Source organism: Bradyrhizobium sp. MI1.3, assembly GCF_055811695.1.
This window is the reverse complement of sequence record NZ_JBVVPQ010000078.1, coordinates 1-18,461: the sequence shown is the minus strand read 5'-3', so window position 1 is coordinate 18,461 and position 18,461 is coordinate 1. Positions and strand designations below refer to the sequence as shown.

Here is an 18,461-nt window from a genome sequence, read left to right as displayed (position 1 = left end):
TCCCTGACTTGGCTGCCGAGCGTGCTGCGTGACGCCGGCCTTGAAGTGCTCGAGCATCCCGGCTGGCAAACGCGCGGCCACGGCAACATGGGCAAGGTGCAGGGTGTGCTCTGCCACCGTACCTGCGGCCCGCTTCACGGCGATCTGCCCGACATTAACGTTCTCGTTGACGGCCGGCCGGATCTCGGCGGGCCGCTCTGCAACATCGGGCTCGGCCGCTCCGGCAAGGTCTACATGATCGCGGCCGGCAAGGGCTGGCACGCCGGCGCCGGATCCTGGCAGGGCGTGACGGACGGCAATTCGCATCTCATCGGGATCGAGGCCGAGAACACCGGCGAGACCAAGGGGCCGCGGGCCGAGGCGTGGCCGGACGTGCAGATGCTGGCTTATATGCGCGTCTGCGCTGCGATCTTGCAGCACGTCGGCGCTAAGCCGATCATGGCGGCGGGACACAAGGAGTTCGCGTTGCCGAAGGGTCGCAAAGACGATCCGAGTTTCGACATGGTCATGTTTCGGTACGGCGTCGCGAAGCTGATGAGCGAACGGCCGGCGCCGGCGCCGTCGGTGACTGGCCGTCTCGGCGTCATCAACGTCGACGGCCTCGATGTCCGATCGAACGCGAGCGCGAGCTCCACCATGGTCAACGTGCTCAATGCCGGCGACAAGGTTGCGGTTTCCGGCGAGATCATGAACGGCGCGACGAAATGGCTGCGCATCGTCGACGGCTATGTCGCCACCCGTTACGTCGACCTGGCCTAGCGCCAGCGTCTTGAGATCCCGCGCGCCGGGGGCCGTGGCGCAGATCCTAAAACCTCAAAGGTGGACGATGAACGTTGTTTCAGCGCGGCTGCGGCCGTGCCCGTTCTCTATCTCGCCGCCGGCGTCGTCGCCGCGTGTCAATCGGCGTTCGATGCCGGCACCTTCGACCCCCTCCGTTTCAGCGAGATTTCGCCGGGGCTGGGAAATGGCTTCGTGCAAGGTTGCGATCGCGGCGGGTCCAGCTCTCACCGCGTATGATCTGTTCACAGCCGGCAGAAGGCCTTCACCCCAGGCAAGAAGAGCGCAGCGGTTCACGCTGGCGGGGCTTTCGGCTTTGGATTACCTGCGGCACGAGAGGCGCCCTTCAAGGCCGCTTCGATGGTCTTAGGCCGCGTACCTCGGCGGGATCTCCCGCTTTGCTGCTTAGGCGCGGATGATCGGGACACTCTCGTAACTAGCCACAGATCGCTGCCGCAACTAGCGCATTCATAACGCTTCAGTTCGTAGCCTTTGGTGACGGGGAAAACAGCTTTGAGCAGTCGAGCTTGGCTACAAACGGTGCATCCGGCTTCGCCGTTCACGATCGCCTCCCGAAGGCAATTTGGCCGCAATGATCGAAATCAGAACTGAGTCTCGGTTTAGGAGCAATAGCGGCTCACGCTGGCGGGGCCTATTTTCGATACAGCCACGCGGTAGTCGTCCGGAGTGTAAAACGCCGGCGATTGAAATTACCGTTCTCACCTTTTGGCGGACCAGCAATGCGCAAGGCGGTGGCACGGACAAGGCACCAACCCGCATCTGCAACAGATGTCACCGTCCAATGGAGTTTCTCGCGTCCCTGCCGGCAATTGCAAACCTGCCCGCCGCCTATGCCTACAGGTGCATGCCCTGCCTGAGAGTTGAAACTATCGTTCTGGGCTGAAGGAAGGCGCCGCCGCAGGACTACTTGGCTTGAGGTCGAAAGTCCGAGGCGAGCGTTTCATCTGCCAGGAGACGGTTTCTGGTGTCATGAGCTTGACCGCGAGATCGTCGGCAATTGTCGCACCGAATGCGTTGATTGCCATCCGTTCGAACGGGCGCACCGGCCGCCTTCGGCCAATTCGGTCGAGATAGGCGGACACAACCTGGTCGACGATCGAATGCCGGATGCGCGGCTAATTCGTACGGGCCATCACCTGAGCGGCGTCTGCGGTTCGCACGGTCGAAACCAGGCCCAAGACCGAAACGAAGGCTGACCCGGCGTAGATGAAGAGGCAGATCAGGAACGCCGATGGTGGAAGGGCATTGTTTCAAGATGCGATCGGCAAGGACCTCTGACGCCTCTTGCGCGGCTGTCAGCCGCGAAGTTTAATCATCTTGATCGTTGGAGGTTGGCAATGCACAAACTGATTGCTGTGGCCGCAATGAGCGCTGCGTTCGCACTTGCAGCGTGTGGGAGAGACCCAGGGCCTAAAGGAGATCCAGGCGCGCAAGGTCCAGCGGGCCCGCAGGGAGCCCAAGGCATCCAAGGAGTGCCTGGACCACAGGGCCCCGCCGGCGCGCAGGGGCCTCAAGGCCCGCAGGGTCCGAAAGGCGAAAAGGGAGATAAGGGGGATCCGGCGACGGTCAACATCCGAGCGGTTCAGGCAGACGGCGCAGTCAATTGCGACAGCAGCGAAGCACTAGTGTCCGTGTTCTGCCCAAGTGGCGGTGCCGCGGACGGGGCGAAGTGCGGGACGTCCCCAACGATTGGGCTTTGCATGAAAAAGTGACTGAGCGTCGCCCACGATATGGTGGAAGTACTTCGGCCAACCCGCGACCGTTTTGGTCGCCGCCCCCGTCTCCCGCAAAAGGCTGCACCTAGCAATCGATATTGCTATGTGCTCGACAGCCCGTCCGAGCTAGAATTGGCACGAGCAGACGGTGTTGCTCATAAGGTGGGTGGTCGTGAAAGCCTTCAAGTTCGATGAAATTCCACTGCTCGCTGTTTCAGGGAAACCCTAGCCGCGAAGCCTGACTGCAGCCACGCCATGGCTTGCGTGTGCCCAGCTTTTGCGCGAACTCTCGTTTCCCCACCACGCACTGAACCTATAGGCTGACGGCGGTAATGGCCTGCCGAGAATTCCTTCGATTTCCAAGAACGTGAGCCGAATAGTTTGCGCCCTTGTGCGCTCCAGTTCTCTGCGTAGAGGATCGTAGACAGACATGCTGCTCGGGTCGTCACGTTGGGCTGTGGTCGCCGCTCGCGGGGATGTTGAAACCCCGAGCGGCAAGTTCCAGCTCGAGTTCGGTAATCCGCTCGAAAATGCGAGCAGCGATCGCCTCGGACTCTTCGACGGTTACGGTCACGACAACGACAGTCCGAAGCTCCCATGTGTCTTCTCAGGGGGGGGGCCGCCAGCATTGGATTTATCTCTTCGTCAAGGTCAGCGCTTGGAGAGGTTCTTAGGAGGAAGCCCACCATCCTTCGGGGAATGGCTCCAGCAAAGTCCGATCGACTTGGTTATCGTTTTCAGGAGGGCTGAGAGCTCCTGCTTTCCAGGTTCGTCGCGCGCGGCGATGGAATCGGACAGATAGGGCGCCCGGTTTGCGACTTCGAAGGCGGCGCGGAGTAGAGTGTGTCAAGCGCAATGGAGGCACAACTCGGGCGCTGCGCTCTGCTGCTTCGACCAGACCTCGAAGATGTTCCAATTCTGAGAGCTGAGAAGTGAGTTCGCTAAGTTGTTCGACGTAAAGGATTGCGCGAGAGCCTCGCATAAAATGTCCTCCGCAGCACAAAAGCACTATCAGGACGGCGTCAGAGCAAAAAAAGAGCGCGAGTAGCAAAAGTAAAAGACTACCAGAGGTAAAAATAGCGGATTAATACGTCAGCCTCACTGCGGCAGGGTGTCGCTGCTTGAGCCGCGGTCCGGTCGTTGGACAAGGATCGAGCGATACCTTGCATCAACGCCCTCCTGAGGTCTGCAGTTATCCAGCCAGCAAAAGGACTCCAGCTTCAGGGCGGTGAAGCTGGGGCTGTTGAGCTGCCTTGGCGAAGGAGCTACACCCTTGGGGTGGGGCACGGGAAGACCTTGCAATCAGCAAGTCGTTCCAAGTCCGTTCGTCGGCCGCAATCCCAAGATTGATGAAGCACGGGGGGCTCAGTCTCACTACGAGCGGAGCAATCGAGCCTTCGCCAAGCGACCCTAGTACAAGGCTTAACGCGCCGCTCTGCTTCTTCGATTTGACATCGGAGATCTTCGAGTTCGGAGAGCAGGGAAGCGATTTGGTTCAATCGTTGAGCAAATTGGATTTGGCGAAGTCCCTGCAAATGCGCCTCCCGTCCATCCACTCTGAAAGACCTAAAGTAAGGGGCGGGAGTCGGCAGGCGTCAATAAAGCAAGTGTATCTCTGCGGCGGGTGCTTCGATCTGCCACGGCGCGCGTAATTTCCAGTTCCGAGTATGGAACGCTGCTATCTGCCACTTCACGGTACCTAGGCTCAGCCCTTGTAGAGCAGGATGCCCAACTGAGCGGCTTGCCGTCGGACTGAACTCACACGGCGGTTTAGCTTCAAAGATCAACTTTCGCGAGATTTTCAGGGTCGTTCGATTTTCGACTTTTGCAACAAAATCGGCCCTTTGCTGACGCCAGCAACGGACGATGCGGGCGGCGGCGTACCGTTGACCTGAAGCGAAGCGATATGGTCCCTCACGTCACCGCGCGTGAAGCGCATCAGCGGCTCTAAGAATTTTCGTTCACCACCCCAAAAAGACTTTTGCAACAATATCGGCCAGAAGCTGCCATCAAAGCCGAGCGCTGAAGCTTACGCCCGTGCTGTCAAACTCGAGAACTGATCGGTGTCGTAGCGGTCTCGGAGGTCGGCCAGGGCTCGTGGATCCGGCGCTCCCTTTGCTGCGAGTTTCGCAAGCTCTTCGAAATAGTGCTCGTGGCCGGGCGGGGAGACGGTCATGAGCACGCGCGCCGATTTCTCGCTGATATTGGTGATGTTGTGCGGTACCCCCGGCGGAATGAACAAATAGGTCCCCGGGATCGCGCGGATCGTTTTGTCGCCAACGTGCCACTCACACTCGCCCTCGAGCAGGTAAAAGGTCTCCTCCTGCACCCGGTGAACATGCAGCCCAGTGGCGAACCCGGCCGGGATTGTCCATTCGAACATGCTGGTGTGCTTGGTATCCTCGCCGGTGACGAGGAAAACCATGGGATGACCACGGAGTATGATCCCCTTTGTCTCGTTGGGCATGCGAATGACAGGATCGGCGCTCATGACATTCCTCCATCGACCAAGCGCTTGCTCCTGCAAGCACGGAAGCAACTTCGGCCGTCTGGGTCGGAAAGTCGTGAAACAGTTCCCAAAAATTTGCTAAAACCACCGAATGCCTATCACGGATCTCTACCAGTTCGGCCCGTTCCGCCTGGACCCAAAGGCGGGCATTCTCTACCAGGGGACCAGGCCGACGATGCTCGGGCAGCGCGCTGTCGCGCTGCTCCGGCTGCTGCTGGAGAACGCGGGTGCCCCGGTGTCCAAGGATGCGCTGGTCGAGGCCGGTTGGGACGGACTGGCAGTTGCCGATAATAATCTAACGGTTCAGATCGCCGCCTTGCGCCGGGTACTGGCCGACGAGAGGGCCGATAGCTGGATCGAAACCCTGCCGCGCCGCGGCTATCGCTATGTCGGGCCTGCCGTCGCCACCAGTACTCAGTCACCTGTCACTGGTGCGGCGTCCGCACCGGCGTTGCCCGACAAGCCGTCCGTCGCGGTTCTGCCGTTTGCGAACTTGAGCGGTGATCCGCAGCAGGAGTACTTCGCCGACGGCATGGTTGAAGACATCATCACCGGCTTGGCCCGCATCAAGTGGTTGTTCGTCGTTGCGCGAAACTCGACCTTGACCTACAGGGACCGTGTCGTGGACGTGAAGCAGGTCGGCCGCGAGCTTGGCGTTCGCTATGTTCTCGAAGGCAGCGTTCGCAAGGCCGAGGGCAACGTGCGCGTGACGGGCCAGATGATCGACGCCTCGACGGGCGCTCATGTATGGGCCGAGCGATATGACCGCAGATTCGACGATATTTTCGCGCTCCAGGACGAGATTGCACTCTCCGCGGTAGGCGCCATTGCGCCGAGCCTGCGCCGTGCTGAAATCGACAGGGTCAAGCGGAAGCGCCCCGACAGTCTGGATGCTTACGATCTGGTTCTGCGGGCCCAGGTCGACGTCGATTCCGGCATGCCTGAGCAGGTGACGCGAGCGCTCGTGCTGCTCGAACGTGCCATCGAACTTGATTCCGACTACGCCCTGGCACATGGCAACGCCGCGATGTGCCACCATTGCCTCTATCTTCGCGTCGGTTTGCAGGAGGCGAACCGTGCCGCTTCGATCCGCCACGCCCGCTCGGCAATTCTCCACGGCCGGGACGACGCGAGTGCGCTGGCGCTTGCGGGGTTTTCGATCGGTATGGATGCCCATGATCGGGACGCGGCTTTTACCGCATTTGAAGCCGCGCTTGCCGTCAGCCCCTCTTCGGCGCTAGCCTACATCCTCGGCAGCGTCGTTCTCGGATGGAGCGGAGAAGCCGAGCGCGCCATCGAATGGAGCGAACGAGGCATGCGGCTCAGTCCCTTCGATCCATGGGCTTTCGCCGCATTCGATGCGCAGGCGATGAGTCATTTGCTGCGTGGCCGCTTTGAAGAAGCCAGTCGCGCCGCCTACAAGTCCGTGCAGGCCAATCCCGCTCACAGCATCACCTACGTGCAGCTAGCCGCTGTGCTTGCCAAACTCGGACGGCTGGATGAAGCGAGGGCAGCCGCCGAGCGGGTGCTCGAACTTCATCCGACCTTTCGCTACCGCCGCCAGTTCGCGGGCGTGAACTGTGCCCCAGCGCTCGCGGAAACCCTTGGTGATGCGCTGAGAACCGCCGGGCTGCCAGAGTAAAGCCAGATCAGTGTTCCGTCATGGTGATCGACGGGGCCAAGTAAAAACCGCGCACTGGCTGCGGCCTATTGGGCCTGGCTCACCGGACTGCTTCGTCCGCGACGTGCGATTATCCGCTCGAGGTTCAAAAGCCGACTCCGGCAGGGGAGGGCGTTGCTCTCCTGGAGTCCGCTAAGGGCTCTTATCGGACTCCAGCCTCCGGTTATTTTGCTGGAGGCTTTCCCCCAGCCGTGAGCTTAGCGTTCAGTGCGGCCTTTTTTGCTGCGGCCGCTGCTGGGCCGACGTAGAAATGATCGAAGAGCTCTTCAATCACTTCTAAGCACCATTCAGCTTCATGTGCTTCGACATCGATCACCTGAAGTGTCGTTTGATCATTAATTGGGTGCGCAGAAAAATTGCCGAAATTGCGAATGGCGTCGATCGTTTCGCGTAGGCGCTGAGGTAGCGCCTTCTTGGGATCAGGTTCGTCGAGCAGTTTGTCAATTTCCTTCGCCAAATCTTTCTCCTTGTAGCCGTGGGCGCGCAAGATTGCTTGCAAACAGCGACGGGATAGTGCGGCGGAGGCCTTAGCGCTGATGGGAAGCACGTTACATGCTTCGGTATAGTCCTCGGCGATCGTAGAGGGCACCTCGACAGGAACAGGGCCTCTATTGGCACCCACGGGATAGATCTGTCGCCAAGGGAGTTCCGGGTTAGTACTGTCTTCAGCCGTGGTAACTTCTAGGATGCGCCCACCGCAAGAAGGGCAAATGGCGGACCTGTAAATCCAGTGGGTATTCGCGTCCGCCCTCAACACTTGCTTGCCTCGCATCCAATACTCGACCTGCCAATTGTCGTGAAAGGCGATTGTGCAGTGCGAACATTTCATATCGAGTTTCCATCCGCTTTGGTTCTCTAAATGTGCGCTGAATATCGCTTCCCTCGCGTTGAGATTGCAATTGCAAATGGCGGGTCCTCCCCAGCTGAAAAGCAAAACCGGTGGCCCGACCCCAAAAGTCGCTAGCTGCGGGGGTCAAATCTGATGCAAACGCCCTTTGGAGCTGATTTCGATCAGCGAGGCGGCCCGAAAGATCGGGGTCAAGAAGTTCACGCTGAGCCGACAGGTCGATAGCGGCGCAGTCCGGTCCCACGGCGGAAAAGGGCATTCACTAAATTCCCGGCGGGCCTTGCGCCACGTCGACGACATGCCGATCGGACCCGACAATGATGATGATCGTGTAGCTCTTTTGAGGTCCGCCCTGATCGGTAGGGGGAGCGACATGCAACTGTCCGCCATACCATTCACCGGGCATGAGCGTGTTATCTTTGATGACCGATTGCTCGAGCACGGCCATGTTGCGCTGGCCCGCCTCGACCGTGCTGGCAATCATCGCCGCGGCCGTTGGGCTTTTAAGGTGCCTGTCCGGCCACTAGGCGTCGTGTAGCCGCCAAATCCGGCGCGAGACGCGCTGTACGCGTTGGCGCCCACCGCAACCCGAACGACATGTCCGAGATGGCGCTGGCGCACAAGGTGCCCAACAAGGTCGAGGCGGCATACCGCCGGGGGCATGCTGGAGAAGCGAGGGCGGATGATGGCAGATTGGGCGGCGTTCTCTGCGGGCGCACTGGTGGAGGAGGGCGGTAACGTCGTGCCGACAAGAGCAGGCTATTTGCGCCTGCAATGTAAGTGCGTGACGGTCGAAAGTGGCTAGAATCGCTTCAAAAAACGGCGAAACCCGCTTGCTCAATTTGACATTTGCTCCAGATAATGAGGTAGTGATTCCACGATTCTGCACGGTCAGGGCACGCTTTGAAGGACCAGCATCCGACTTACCCGAACCCGACCATCGCTCAGGTCGCGTGTGAGATCGCGTTCGCGACGACGAACGACGAGGATCTTAATCTTTCCGCCTTGCTGAACGTGCTAGGGAAAGATTTTCCCTCTCTGAAGCCAGTCCAGAACCTTCAACTACAAATCGTGTTGGGAGGACCTCCCCCAGTCACACCGGCTGCGCCCGCCGCTGCCGGGGTCGCGTTTCGCTTCGCGACCAAGAACGATAAAAAATCGGTGCTAGTTTCAAAGACCAACTTCGTTTTCCAGTGGAATGAGTCTTATAGCGGCTGGGCCGTATTCAAAGACAATCTGATGTCCTTGTGGGCAAGCTGCGCGCCGCATCTGCAGCCTGGAATCATCTCGAAGCTGGGGCTGCGTTACACAAACAGGATACCTCGGTCCGAGGAATTTCCGGACGTGAAAGACTGGATCAAGGCGACGGCGGACATTCCGCAAGCGCTCTTGCTGTCTAAAGATCACTTCCTCGGTCGAATCGAGTCCTCCCCGCTGGAGGCAAACCTTCGGCTGGTGACGCTTGGACTTGAGCCCGAGAGTCCGGATCTGCCGTATGGCTCGATTCTATTCGATATCGACCGACTGACGATTGAACAGTTCGAGCCATCTAACGACGCTATTTCTGAAAAATTAGAGTTTGTTCACGAGGATATTTGGACAGCGTTCGATTCTGCAAGCACGGATACGTTGAAATCTCATTTGGCAGGAAGTTCGAAATGACGAACAGCGCCCAGAGATGGGATGACACATCGATCCCTAACAGTGGATCAATGTCACATCTCCAATTTCAATCAATCACGGGGACGGAGGCGGTCGGCTTATGGAGTTGGGCCGCGCTGATCGCGCCAGCGGCTATCCAGACGGGACCGATGGAGTCCGATTTCCGCACAATGCGCGTATCTGGGACCAGTCGCGCGGCTCAAGCGGACAAGACCGCCCCAGATGATGACAGTTTCAATGCTCGACGGAGCCGCCTGATATCTGCCGTGCGTCGGCTGAAGGACGTTGCGCCAAACTGGTCAGGGCTTTCGAGTAAAGTGAGAGCTGGATCTGCGCTGTCTGCTGAGCAGTTCCTGTTCTGCTTGCCTTCTACCGTCCTCCTACCGAAGGTAGCTCCAGACGGAGAGGGTGATGTCATGTTTGTCTGGGATAGGCCGGGCAAGGAATGCGTCGTCACAGTTGAGCCGAAGCTACTTCATCTAGTCACTAGGCCCGGAGATCCGTCAGGCGTCCAAGTGACGTCTCAGCGGTTCTTGGGCGTCCGCATCCCACCGTCGATCTTACGGCATTTACCGCTCAAGTAGGGCGCGTGTCGAGCATTCCCCCAGGCGACTTTGTTTCTCGTCTTCTCTTCGATCCGTGGATGCGGAACGAAGACAAGGATTTGATGTGGCGGAATGTCTTTCAATTCCCAAGCGAGGACGGTCAGGTCGAGTCGGTCGTTTGGAGACGGCACGTCCCACAGACTGTGGGTGTGCATGAGCTTGGTTGCCAGAAGCAGAAGTCGGATCGTGAAAAAGGCCGATCTCGTTCAACTTACATAGGGGCGATCACCGGCAACGTGGGCGATATCGAAAGCTGCAAAAGCAAATCCGGAAGTTCTTTCACGTTCGAGCCTGCGCCCGCAGAAGGTATCCACCACGTTCATCTGGGATTTTCGGTGGGCAGCACCAAGGCTGATCGAAGTGAGCTCAAGGTGATTCTTCGCTCCAAATTCAGCGATATCGAACCGCATTCTTGCTCCTGAGCGCGCCTTGCGCGGAAAGACGCCGCAGGATTTGCCGTGCCTGCTTACCGCGGCCTTGTTGGCATCTTCGTCGCAGATGACGTGATGACATTGCTTTCGTGATGGACGAATGCAGGGACCGCCAGGATGCGAATATGTCGAGTTGCCCGCCCGGGGAATCATGTGGGAGAGCCCCGCCAAACCCGCTCAATCCTGGTGACCCGGAGAGCGAGGAATCAGAGTCCGAAGAATTCCCCTGGATCTGCGCCTCGCTCAGCGAGCGCCGGCGGTACATCGCCTACGCAATGGAAGAGGTCGAATGGACGCCGTTCGAGCATGATCCGCCTCCACAGAGCCGCGGCCCCGCCCGCCAGGCGGGGACGAGTGATCCCATTTCGGAAGCGGCGCAGCGAGTGACCTGGGAATTTTCCTTGGGGCGAGGGCCGAAGCGTCCACCTGCTAGCCAGCTTCGGGGACCAAGTCCTTGATGCAGCACCGAGCGGGCTCAGCCGCGCGAACCTTCGCTCTCACTTCCTCAAGATCTTCGATCGCATCCAGCAATCGCACGAGCTTGCGAGCGACATGTGTCGAACTGGGCTTTGGGCGTCTAAGAATACGAACTCGTTGCCCCATTGGGGCCCGCCTCCATGGTCGGGCAGTCCAGTTAGCAAGGAGCGTGCCGGGAAGAGGGACATCTATTGGTCCGCGACCTTCGTCCAAACGCCATTACTATCCTTCATGTCACGATGACTACTGCCATCGTCCCAGTTGACGCAAGTTCGGACGTCCTGGAAATCGTTCAAGGTGCATGCCTCACGTGCAATGACTTTGCCGTTCATGTCCTCGACTGTTTTCAAGAACGCCACTTTCCCCTGATTATCCAAGTAGCTTAGGCCGACGTTACACACCTTCAGTTCGGGCTGGCAGGAGCGGCTAAAAAGCGGCTTCCCGTTGTTCTGACTTGCTGATTTTTCCATCGCCCTGTTTACAATTTCCGCCCAGGTAGGACTGGCGTTGGGCGTTGTTCGTGCGGCGGAGAGTGCCGCTCCTGAAGGTGATAACGACAAAGGTGAATTGGGTGGCGTTTGTTGCAGACTGGCGACTGGCGGAGTGACTTGAGAGGGACGGCCCATCATGGTGACGCCCATCGACTGAAGCTCCTGCGGGCTTAGCCAAACCATATCTTGTGGAGACGTAACGACCATGCGGCCGATGATTGCGGATGGGACGCCCAACTCCTTTGCGATCTTAGCCATGGAGACCGTCGCCGCGCCTGATGCCGCCGTTTCCTCTCCGTTTTCTCCTGACGCGCCGTGGACGCCGACCTGAGCGCCATAGCCGGCGTTCTTGGTTGAACCTGCAGCGAACATCAGAAAGCAAGCCGAGGCGCAGACCGCCGTCTTGCCCACGTTGGTGGATGTTTTGCCGAACCTTATGGCGTCGGCAATCTTGACCCCCTCGAGCAAATTGCCGCCCGGAGAATCCAATCTAACGTTGGCGACAAATTTCCCGGAATCATTGGCTTGCCGTACTGACTGCGAAAACTTGTCGGCGTCACCAGGTACAATTTCCCCGGTGATCCAGATCGTTGCTTGTCCAGATTTCCCCACACCGACTTTGACTTCGGCAGAGTGGACAACGCGCGAAAACAGGGAGAGCGTAAGCAGCAATAGGACTGTAAATATTGGGCGCGACTTGGCCATCACCTTTCGCCTTTATCAAGAAAGACGTCCGACTTCGTTGTCGCAACCGGCGACAATTCATCGAACGTCTCCAATGGTTACAATCAATAGCGCGGGGTCCGGTGACCGGTCTGACCGGTGGACGGATTATAGTTGCCGCTGGTGCCGAAGTTGTCGCGTTGCGTGCCATTCGGATTGGTCGCGACGTACGGCGCCACGTAAGTACCGGTGCTGCGGGTATATCCCGACGAGGTATGCGTACTCGGATTTGAACCGGTGCCGCTGAGATACTGCGCTTGTGCGGCGGTTGTGGCCAGCGCCAGTGCGGCAGCCAAAATGAGCTGTTTCATTCCCATCCCCCAAAAGGTTTTATCGGATGCCGTATGCAACCACGTTGCAGGCCGTGGGTCGAGTCCAACCATCGGATGAGCGGGGTTTTCCTACAGGTACATACTTTCGCGATCGACTGCCTCCGCGCAGTACATTGGCCTCCGTCAACGCCGCACGCGACAGGGGCGATGGACCCAAGCTGGAGAGACTTGAACACCTCGTGCTCATGGTAGTGAGGAGGGGCGGCCGTTGCGGTCAGCCCCCACGGCAGGGCGGGTCCATCGGACCGGCCGGTTGGCGAAACTCGTGTTGAAGTAGCCCTTCGGCGGCGTCGGCACTTCATAGAGTTTGCAGATGCGCATGAGCACGTGCTTTTTGAGCCCGAGGCGACTTGCGACCGCCGCCATCGGCGCGTTCCAGACGCGCAAGCCGAGCTCGCTTCGCGAGATGCCGGTGTACTTTTCGACGGCCTCGTTCTGAAGCGCGGCAAGGCGGTCGACCAGATGCCGACCGCGGGCCGCCGCGAGCATCGCTTGTTTGATCTCAGGGGAGGGCTCGTACGGTACGTTGTCGGCAGCCGCAGTCGTTGCATCCGGCGGCGCCGGGTGTGGAGGCTGGTCACTAGCGCCGACGTCCCCCGCCGGCGACCATGATTGGCGGTCGGGATTACGAGTGAATATCGCTGTGACTTCGAGGACGTCCTGTTCATTGCGCATGCTTGCTCTCCCGTGAGCCCCCTGTGCTTTGGGATCACTGGAATTGCGGTCGGTCAACGTTGGGTGGTTTGTCGGCTTTATCGACTTCGCACGAGAGTGCCTTTCGGACCGGGCTTTTCCTGCGCTTCTCGCGTTTTGTCTGGTCAGCTACGCTCGCAAAACTCGGCACACGAAGGTGCGTCACTCCGAATCACTATCGAGTTTGTGCGTTTTGGCGATTTCTTATGCGCGACTTTGGCGCCCGAACGGGGTTGTAGCGCCCCGTGTTCGGCTGTCCGGGCTACGTCGCAAGGACGACAACTGAGAGGATTACTTTTCGCGCGGCAGCTCGCAGGCGCGCCTGCCGCGCTATCCGGCTGCGCAGCGGAGAACAAGGGTCCTCGACGACTGTAATCAAGTCGGCGGGCGGACGCCGGCGACAGCAGCGGCGTGGAGCATTTTCTCGCGTCCGAAGAGATTGAACGGCTCGCCCCCGCTCTCTTCAATCATCGTTTGCGCCTGCAGTCGCATGAACTCGTCGGCGTATTCGCGGCCCTGCGTCTGTTCGATCGCAGTGTATTGCTGGTTAAGCCTCGCAATCAGCCGATCGCCGGACCAGCGAACGATCGTTTGCTGGATGCGAACCATCCAATAGGCCACGAACAGAGGAGCACCGGCGACGATAAGCGAGAGGTAAAGCGGCGAGAGCCAATTCACCTGGCCGTCGAAAGTCCGAGCAACCCACCAATACGGCTCATGCCAGAAGAGCAGAGCCAGGCCCGCGATGACCCCCAGCAGCGCGATCGCACTCGCGAATCCCAAGGTGAAGACCGTGTAGAACTGACCGCGGGGCATCGGGAAGATCTCCGTTCTAGAGCTCAACGCCAGATTGCCGCACCTGGAAGGCCCCTGCAAGCCCGCCACGAGGCCCCTCAGTCGAGATAGGAGGGGCGCTGGACGCGTTGCACCGCGAGGAGGGCCCGTTGGATCGCCCGCTCTCTGCGCGCCCTCAGCAGCGCCGCCGCCGTAGGCTTCTTCGGCCGTGCCTTCGAGCGCTTCTTCCTGACCTTCTTGACAGGAATAGGTATGCCGGGCGCGTGGTGGAGTTCGCAGCGCTTGTTGAGCTGGCCTTTTCGGATCCTGCTCTTGGTCGTGAGAGCCCTGAAGGTGCGGTCACAACCGGGTTCGGCACAAACCGACTGATAGCGGATCATCTCGACGTAGCGGTCGTCGCGGGTCCAATGATCCTTGGTACCGAGGATCTGGTACGGCCGGCCTCGGGACTTGAAGGAGCGGCCAGGAGTAAAGCGGTTCATTGAGTCCTCCCGAGGCGGCAGCAGCGCTCGTCGATCAGTGAAAATGAAAAGCGACCCGCGGCGGCGCGGAGCGCCGCGCGCTTCTCCGCCCGCTGGGGTATTGCGGACAACGCATCCCCCCGAAGGGGTGGAGTTGTCCCGCTGTCCGCAAAAACGCCAACCTTCTGGGAAAATTGGATGTTTCGAGCTTCGCGGACATTGGTGTCCGCAATACCGCGTGTCCTGATGTCCGCAATGTTTGGGATGTTATTGTAAACGTTCATTGTTCTCGCTTTCGAGGACAGTTGCGCGGCTATCATGTCTTGTTGTCCGCAATATCGAGAACGAGTTGCAGCGCGCGGCCCTGTTTGCCCTTCTCGCGGGTGTTTTCGCTGCGGATCTGGTCGCCATTTCCATAATGCTGCGGTTGTTCGAACAACCGGCCCAATCGCTTCCGGAGGGCCTCCGGGGAGACGAGTTCGGCCAGGCCAGTGTCAATCAGCTCGTCGGCAACAGATTTGACGGTCATTCGGCGGCCGTCAGCCGTTCTGAGCAGACTGGCGACCGCATCGCGGATGCGAGCATTTTCGTCGGACGTAGTTTGAGTGGCGTTTTTCGCCCGACTGAGCTTCGCCGGCACGAGCACGCCAACTTCTTCGCCACCAAGCCCACCGATCACAACGCCCTCGCGTCGGAAGAAGCGGGGTTCGCCGGCGACTAGAGCCAAGTTGGCCTTCGCATCATCAAAGCGCACGTAGTTGCGAGCTTCCGCCTCGTGCAGGCCGTATTTCTTCGCCGTTGCCTGATCGACGGTGTAGAGCGTCGCGACCATGCGGGCGACGCCGTTCAGAGCGCCGGCACCACGACCGGCGTCCATATCGCCGGCGTAAGAATCCCGGTTCGCTGCGTTCGGAGGTTTCCGGGTGTGATGGGCAAGAACGACCCCGCACCTTCCGTTTACCGCGATACGGCGGAATATCCGGCCGACGGCTGCGATCTCAACATTGTTGTTTTCGTCGACAGGGTGGAGTTCGACGAACGGGTCGAAGATCGCCAGACCGACACTGTTCTCCTGTAAGAACGTCTCGACATCGACAGCATCCCTCGACCGGATCACATGCTCGCCGTCTTTCCTGGCGAACATCAACGCGCGATCAGCGCCGGACTGGATAGCGAGGGCCGGCTCCCCACCGATCATCAGGTCCGTCCATTTGACGTCGAATTGCGCCATTACGGCAGCCAGACGCCGTTTGAGCTCGGCGAGCTCGTCCTCCTGATTAAAGAGGAAGACCCGCTCGCGTCGCGGGACATCAAAACCGAGGATTTCGCCGCGTCCCGTTACCACCGCCACAGCCATCATCAGAAGGAAGGTGGTCTTTCCGACGCCGGGCGGAGATATCAGAGCCGAAACGTATTGCTTGGCGACGAACCGTCCAACGACGAATTCGCGTTTCGGAAGCTCGTTGACATCAAAGGGCGCGAGCCAATTGACAGACAACGTCGAGGACGGCACTTCGGGGACAGCCGTGAATTCTTCCTCTGCTGCAACCGAGTTATTTCTATACCAGGCGCGAGCCAACTGACGGGCGTCGAGATCCTCCGGGCCATAGTCCCAAATGGCGGCGAGTTGCGCGAACTCGGTCGGAGTGAATTGCCCGGTTCTTCGCAGGCGCATCGCAAGAGCGAAAAGAAAGCCAGACCGGGACGTGTCATGCCCACCGATTGCGGATTTGTCGCCTAGCCAAAGGCGATCGAGCTTGCGATCCTCATCGCGGAGGCGGTCCAGCTTCTGTTGCAGGTCGGGATGGGCCCTCCCAGTCGTGCGCGTCTCCTCAATTGCTTCGATATTCAGATCGATTTCGGTATCTGCGGCCGCGCTCGCCTTACGGGAGGGCTCGACTGGAGTGGCCCATTCTGCGAGCTCCTCCAGGGTCGTGTTGCTGTTGCGTATGTACTCAATTACTCGAGCGGGCGCGACTTCGTTACGACCTTGCCTGCGCTTTGCCGCAGTCGGAAAATTCAATGTGCCTGGCAGGCGGCAGAGGCGAGTGATGTCGGTAGTAGATTCCTCTGCACCAAGCTGCCTCAATATGCCGCGTGTTTGGTTTTCGGCGAGATCCGCGAATCTCGAGGCGGGTAGCTTTTCTTCCAACAGCCAGCCCAATTGAACGCCGCCGCCAGAATCGACTGCGAACGAGTAGAAACACTCATCCTCGCAAGCCACGCGTTCCCGAATAGCTTCAAGCCTTTCGCGCTCGCGCGCCAGAACTTCGGGTGTCAGAACGACATCCTTGGCAGGATCCAGGTCCGCAATGACCATACGGACGTTTTGGATATCCGCTTTTTTGGCTCGTTTGTCGCCCAGATCCGAACGCACCTCATTGGCGGAGTAGTAGATATTGCAGTTCGGCGCGAGTTCGCGGAGAAATACTGCCGCGCGCGCCTCTCCAATTGCGTCCAGACGAAACGTTATGAAGCGCTTTTCGTTGCTTTCAGGATGCAACGCAGCGAGCTGGTGCACACCTTTGGAGTCGAGCTTTTTAAGATGTTCGAGCCCGACCGACAGGTCGACTGAGAGATCAAGTCTGGCGTTCATTGCAGCACCGCAGGCGCTGCCGGCACTAGGTGGACGCAGGTAGTTCGTTGATTGTCAACGATGGTTGTATTATCCATTTCTCACGTTTTCGGTTTCTGGCCCCGTACGACCTGGCAGTCGGCGGGGCCATTCTTTTTGGCGCCCGCGGGGACGTGGCTATTTTGGCCCTCATTATCTGGTGTTTGGGAATGCTTGGCCGGTGAAGGCGCGCGCATGCGCGCCGGTAGCTTTAGGCCGCTTTCGTTTCCGAGGTCGACTGGCGCCGACGACTCCACATCCACGCGTCCAAGTCGACGACGTCGTAGAGCACGCGCCCAGGCACAGGATTGAGAAAGTCGGGACCGCCGCCCTTAACGCGCAGACGTTCCATCGTCGCTTTCGACAAGCGAACGTGGCGCGCGGCTTCCGTGGTGGTGAGAAATTGAGACATGTCATATTCCTTGGAGGAGGGCGGTTGCCTCGGTTCAAGCCGTCTATCCAAGGAACGAGAGAAACAACGCGCTGCCCGAAGCGCGACACCTTGGCTTGAACACTAAAATGCTATCGCAGATTGTCAGGAAGTCAACGGCAGCACGCAAGAGCCTGCTGCCGTTGTTATTCGGCTCACCTGAATCGCTGTACCCCGCTGAATCTAGCTGGCTACGGCGATGTTTTGTTCCTCAATCGAGAGGACGTTGTCCCGATCAAAAACTATTTCCGGCCTAGAATAATTTGGCCTGGCGCCGATAATCTTGCGGAGCTCCGCTTCAAGAATCGCGACGACCGTCCGCTTTTCCGGCAGCATGTCGTATTTGTCGTAAGTCGCCGTCACATCGCCCTTGAGGTGATCGAGCAACGCTTTGACGTCCTCGCGTTTAGCGCCCCCGCGGCGCGCGATCGTTGCAGCCGTGCGTCGGAGGTCGTGCGGCGTGAAATGCGCCATGCCGAGATGCTCTCGAATGCCTTTGCGAGCGGGCCGCTTTCCTTTTGCCGGCCGGCCGTTGAGCGCGGCCGACAGAGCATCTCGGGTGATCGGGGATAGATGGCGAGGCGGACGATCAGTCGGGCTTCCGTCCGCCGGTCGCGAATCGTCTGAATCGGACCACACCGCCCAGGAACAAAAGACCGCCCCTTGGTCTCCAGAAACGATAGCTTCGCGCACAACTGACGTCGCCAAACCGCTCATAGGGACAATCACTTCGCGCCGCTTCTTCACCCGATTTTTCGGGATGTGATACTGCGGGTCATCCGAGGTGAAGCCGACGAGCTCGGGGACGAGTAGGCCCGCGGACTGGCCGGGCCGGACCATGGTTGCGAGAATGAATCGCAGGGCGAGCGCGATCGGCCGCCCGGCGGGAAGGGCCGGGTCATCCAAGCCCCACCAGAGAGCCTTGATCTCGTCGTCCGAAAGGACGCGCTCCCGCGGTCTTTCCTGATAGCGCCGGCGCATGTCCGCCACAGGATTGACTGGCACATGTTTCCGGCCCGGCTCCTTGGCCCATGAAAACAGGGTGTGCAGGACCGATTGCGTCCGGTTGGCGCCGACCGGCGCCGTGGCGCCAATCTCCTCGAGGAGTTCGGCGACGTCGTGTCCAGACCGGAGACATAGGTAACAGGTCGTACCTAAGACATGGGTGACAACCTCGTGCCGAACGGGTTGTCGAGG

18 protein-coding genes are annotated in these 18,461 nt (G+C 59.4%); 3 read left to right on the top strand and 15 right to left on the bottom strand.

Going from position 1 to position 18,461, the window contains the following annotated elements:
- Window positions 1-21 precede the first annotated feature (21 nt).
- Window positions 22-759, top strand: coding sequence for an N-acetylmuramoyl-L-alanine amidase (locus AC0L3A_RS34195; RefSeq protein WP_473256023.1), 738 nt, complete (start codon window positions 22-24; stop codon window positions 757-759).
- A 54-nt stretch (window positions 760-813) separates the two neighbouring features.
- On the opposite strand, the gene AC0L3A_RS34190 is transcribed toward AC0L3A_RS34195, so the two are convergent.
- The 4 genes from AC0L3A_RS34190 to AC0L3A_RS34175 form a co-directional block, all read right to left on the bottom strand.
- Window positions 814-978, bottom strand: coding sequence for a hypothetical protein (locus tag AC0L3A_RS34190; RefSeq protein WP_354128198.1), 165 nt, complete (start codon window positions 976-978; stop codon window positions 814-816).
- Between the two features lie 1,760 nt (window positions 979-2,738).
- Window positions 2,739-2,945: a DUF7662 domain-containing protein gene (locus AC0L3A_RS34185; protein ID WP_473256022.1), complete on the bottom strand. Its 207-nt coding sequence runs from the start codon at window positions 2,943-2,945 to the stop codon at window positions 2,739-2,741.
- Between the two features lie 13 nt (window positions 2,946-2,958).
- Window positions 2,959-3,087, bottom strand: coding sequence for a hypothetical protein (locus AC0L3A_RS34180; protein ID WP_354128199.1), 129 nt, complete (start codon window positions 3,085-3,087; stop codon window positions 2,959-2,961).
- A gap of 1,455 nt (window positions 3,088-4,542) precedes the next feature.
- The gene (locus AC0L3A_RS34175; RefSeq protein WP_354128200.1) at window positions 4,543-5,004 is read right to left on the bottom strand and encodes a cupin domain-containing protein; all 462 of its coding nucleotides are present in this window, start codon (window positions 5,002-5,004) and stop codon (window positions 4,543-4,545) included.
- 109 nt (window positions 5,005-5,113) lie between these two features.
- Between AC0L3A_RS34175 and AC0L3A_RS34170 the strand changes: the two genes are divergently transcribed.
- A complete protein-coding gene (locus AC0L3A_RS34170) occupies window positions 5,114-6,664 on the top strand; it encodes a winged helix-turn-helix domain-containing tetratricopeptide repeat protein (protein WP_354128201.1) in 1,551 nt (516 codons plus the stop codon).
- 202 nt (window positions 6,665-6,866) lie between these two features.
- Here AC0L3A_RS34170 and AC0L3A_RS34165 read toward each other — a convergent pair whose 3' ends face one another.
- Window positions 6,867-7,532 (bottom strand): DUF4145 domain-containing protein, encoded by a 666-nt coding sequence (locus tag AC0L3A_RS34165; RefSeq protein WP_354128202.1) that lies wholly within the window; start codon window positions 7,530-7,532, stop codon window positions 6,867-6,869.
- A 280-nt stretch (window positions 7,533-7,812) separates the two neighbouring features.
- Window positions 7,813-8,034, bottom strand: a complete 222-nt coding sequence (locus tag AC0L3A_RS34160; RefSeq protein ID WP_354128203.1) for a hypothetical protein — start codon at window positions 8,032-8,034, stop codon at window positions 7,813-7,815.
- Between the two features lie 419 nt (window positions 8,035-8,453).
- Here AC0L3A_RS34160 and AC0L3A_RS34155 point away from each other — a divergent pair, with 419 nt between their 5' ends.
- Window positions 8,454-9,212, top strand: coding sequence for a TIGR04255 family protein (locus tag AC0L3A_RS34155; protein WP_354128204.1), 759 nt, complete (start codon window positions 8,454-8,456; stop codon window positions 9,210-9,212).
- An 811-nt stretch (window positions 9,213-10,023) separates the two neighbouring features.
- On the opposite strand, the gene AC0L3A_RS34150 is transcribed toward AC0L3A_RS34155, so the two are convergent.
- The 9 genes from AC0L3A_RS34150 to AC0L3A_RS34110 form a co-directional block, all read right to left on the bottom strand.
- The gene (locus tag AC0L3A_RS34150) at window positions 10,024-10,227 is read right to left on the bottom strand and encodes a hypothetical protein (protein ID WP_354128205.1); all 204 of its coding nucleotides are present in this window, start codon (window positions 10,225-10,227) and stop codon (window positions 10,024-10,026) included.
- Window positions 10,228-10,913: 686 nt separating this feature from the next.
- The gene (locus AC0L3A_RS34145; RefSeq protein ID WP_354128206.1) at window positions 10,914-11,921 is read right to left on the bottom strand and encodes a COG3904 family protein; all 1,008 of its coding nucleotides are present in this window, start codon (window positions 11,919-11,921) and stop codon (window positions 10,914-10,916) included.
- Between the two features lie 83 nt (window positions 11,922-12,004).
- Window positions 12,005-12,250 (bottom strand): hypothetical protein, encoded by a 246-nt coding sequence (locus tag AC0L3A_RS34140; protein WP_247452942.1) that lies wholly within the window; start codon window positions 12,248-12,250, stop codon window positions 12,005-12,007.
- 204 nt (window positions 12,251-12,454) lie between these two features.
- On the bottom strand, window positions 12,455-12,946 hold the full coding sequence (locus tag AC0L3A_RS34135; RefSeq protein ID WP_354128207.1) for a hypothetical protein: 492 nt from the start codon (window positions 12,944-12,946) through the stop codon (window positions 12,455-12,457).
- A gap of 393 nt (window positions 12,947-13,339) precedes the next feature.
- Entirely contained in the window at window positions 13,340-13,780 is a 441-nt protein-coding gene (locus AC0L3A_RS34130) for a hypothetical protein (protein ID WP_354128208.1), read from the bottom strand.
- Between the two features lie 77 nt (window positions 13,781-13,857).
- Entirely contained in the window at window positions 13,858-14,241 is a 384-nt protein-coding gene (locus AC0L3A_RS34125; RefSeq protein WP_354128209.1) for a hypothetical protein, read from the bottom strand.
- A gap of 295 nt (window positions 14,242-14,536) precedes the next feature.
- Window positions 14,537-16,816 (bottom strand): AAA family ATPase, encoded by a 2,280-nt coding sequence (locus AC0L3A_RS34120; RefSeq protein ID WP_354128210.1) that lies wholly within the window; start codon window positions 16,814-16,816, stop codon window positions 14,537-14,539.
- A 229-nt stretch (window positions 16,817-17,045) separates the two neighbouring features.
- Complete coding sequence (locus AC0L3A_RS34115; protein WP_085385260.1) at window positions 17,046-17,246, bottom strand: helix-turn-helix transcriptional regulator; 201 nt, start codon at window positions 17,244-17,246, stop codon at window positions 17,046-17,048.
- A gap of 201 nt (window positions 17,247-17,447) precedes the next feature.
- Window positions 17,448-18,461, bottom strand: a 1,014-nt coding sequence (locus AC0L3A_RS34110; RefSeq protein WP_473256021.1) for a tyrosine-type recombinase/integrase, incomplete at its 5' end; no start/stop codon positions are given.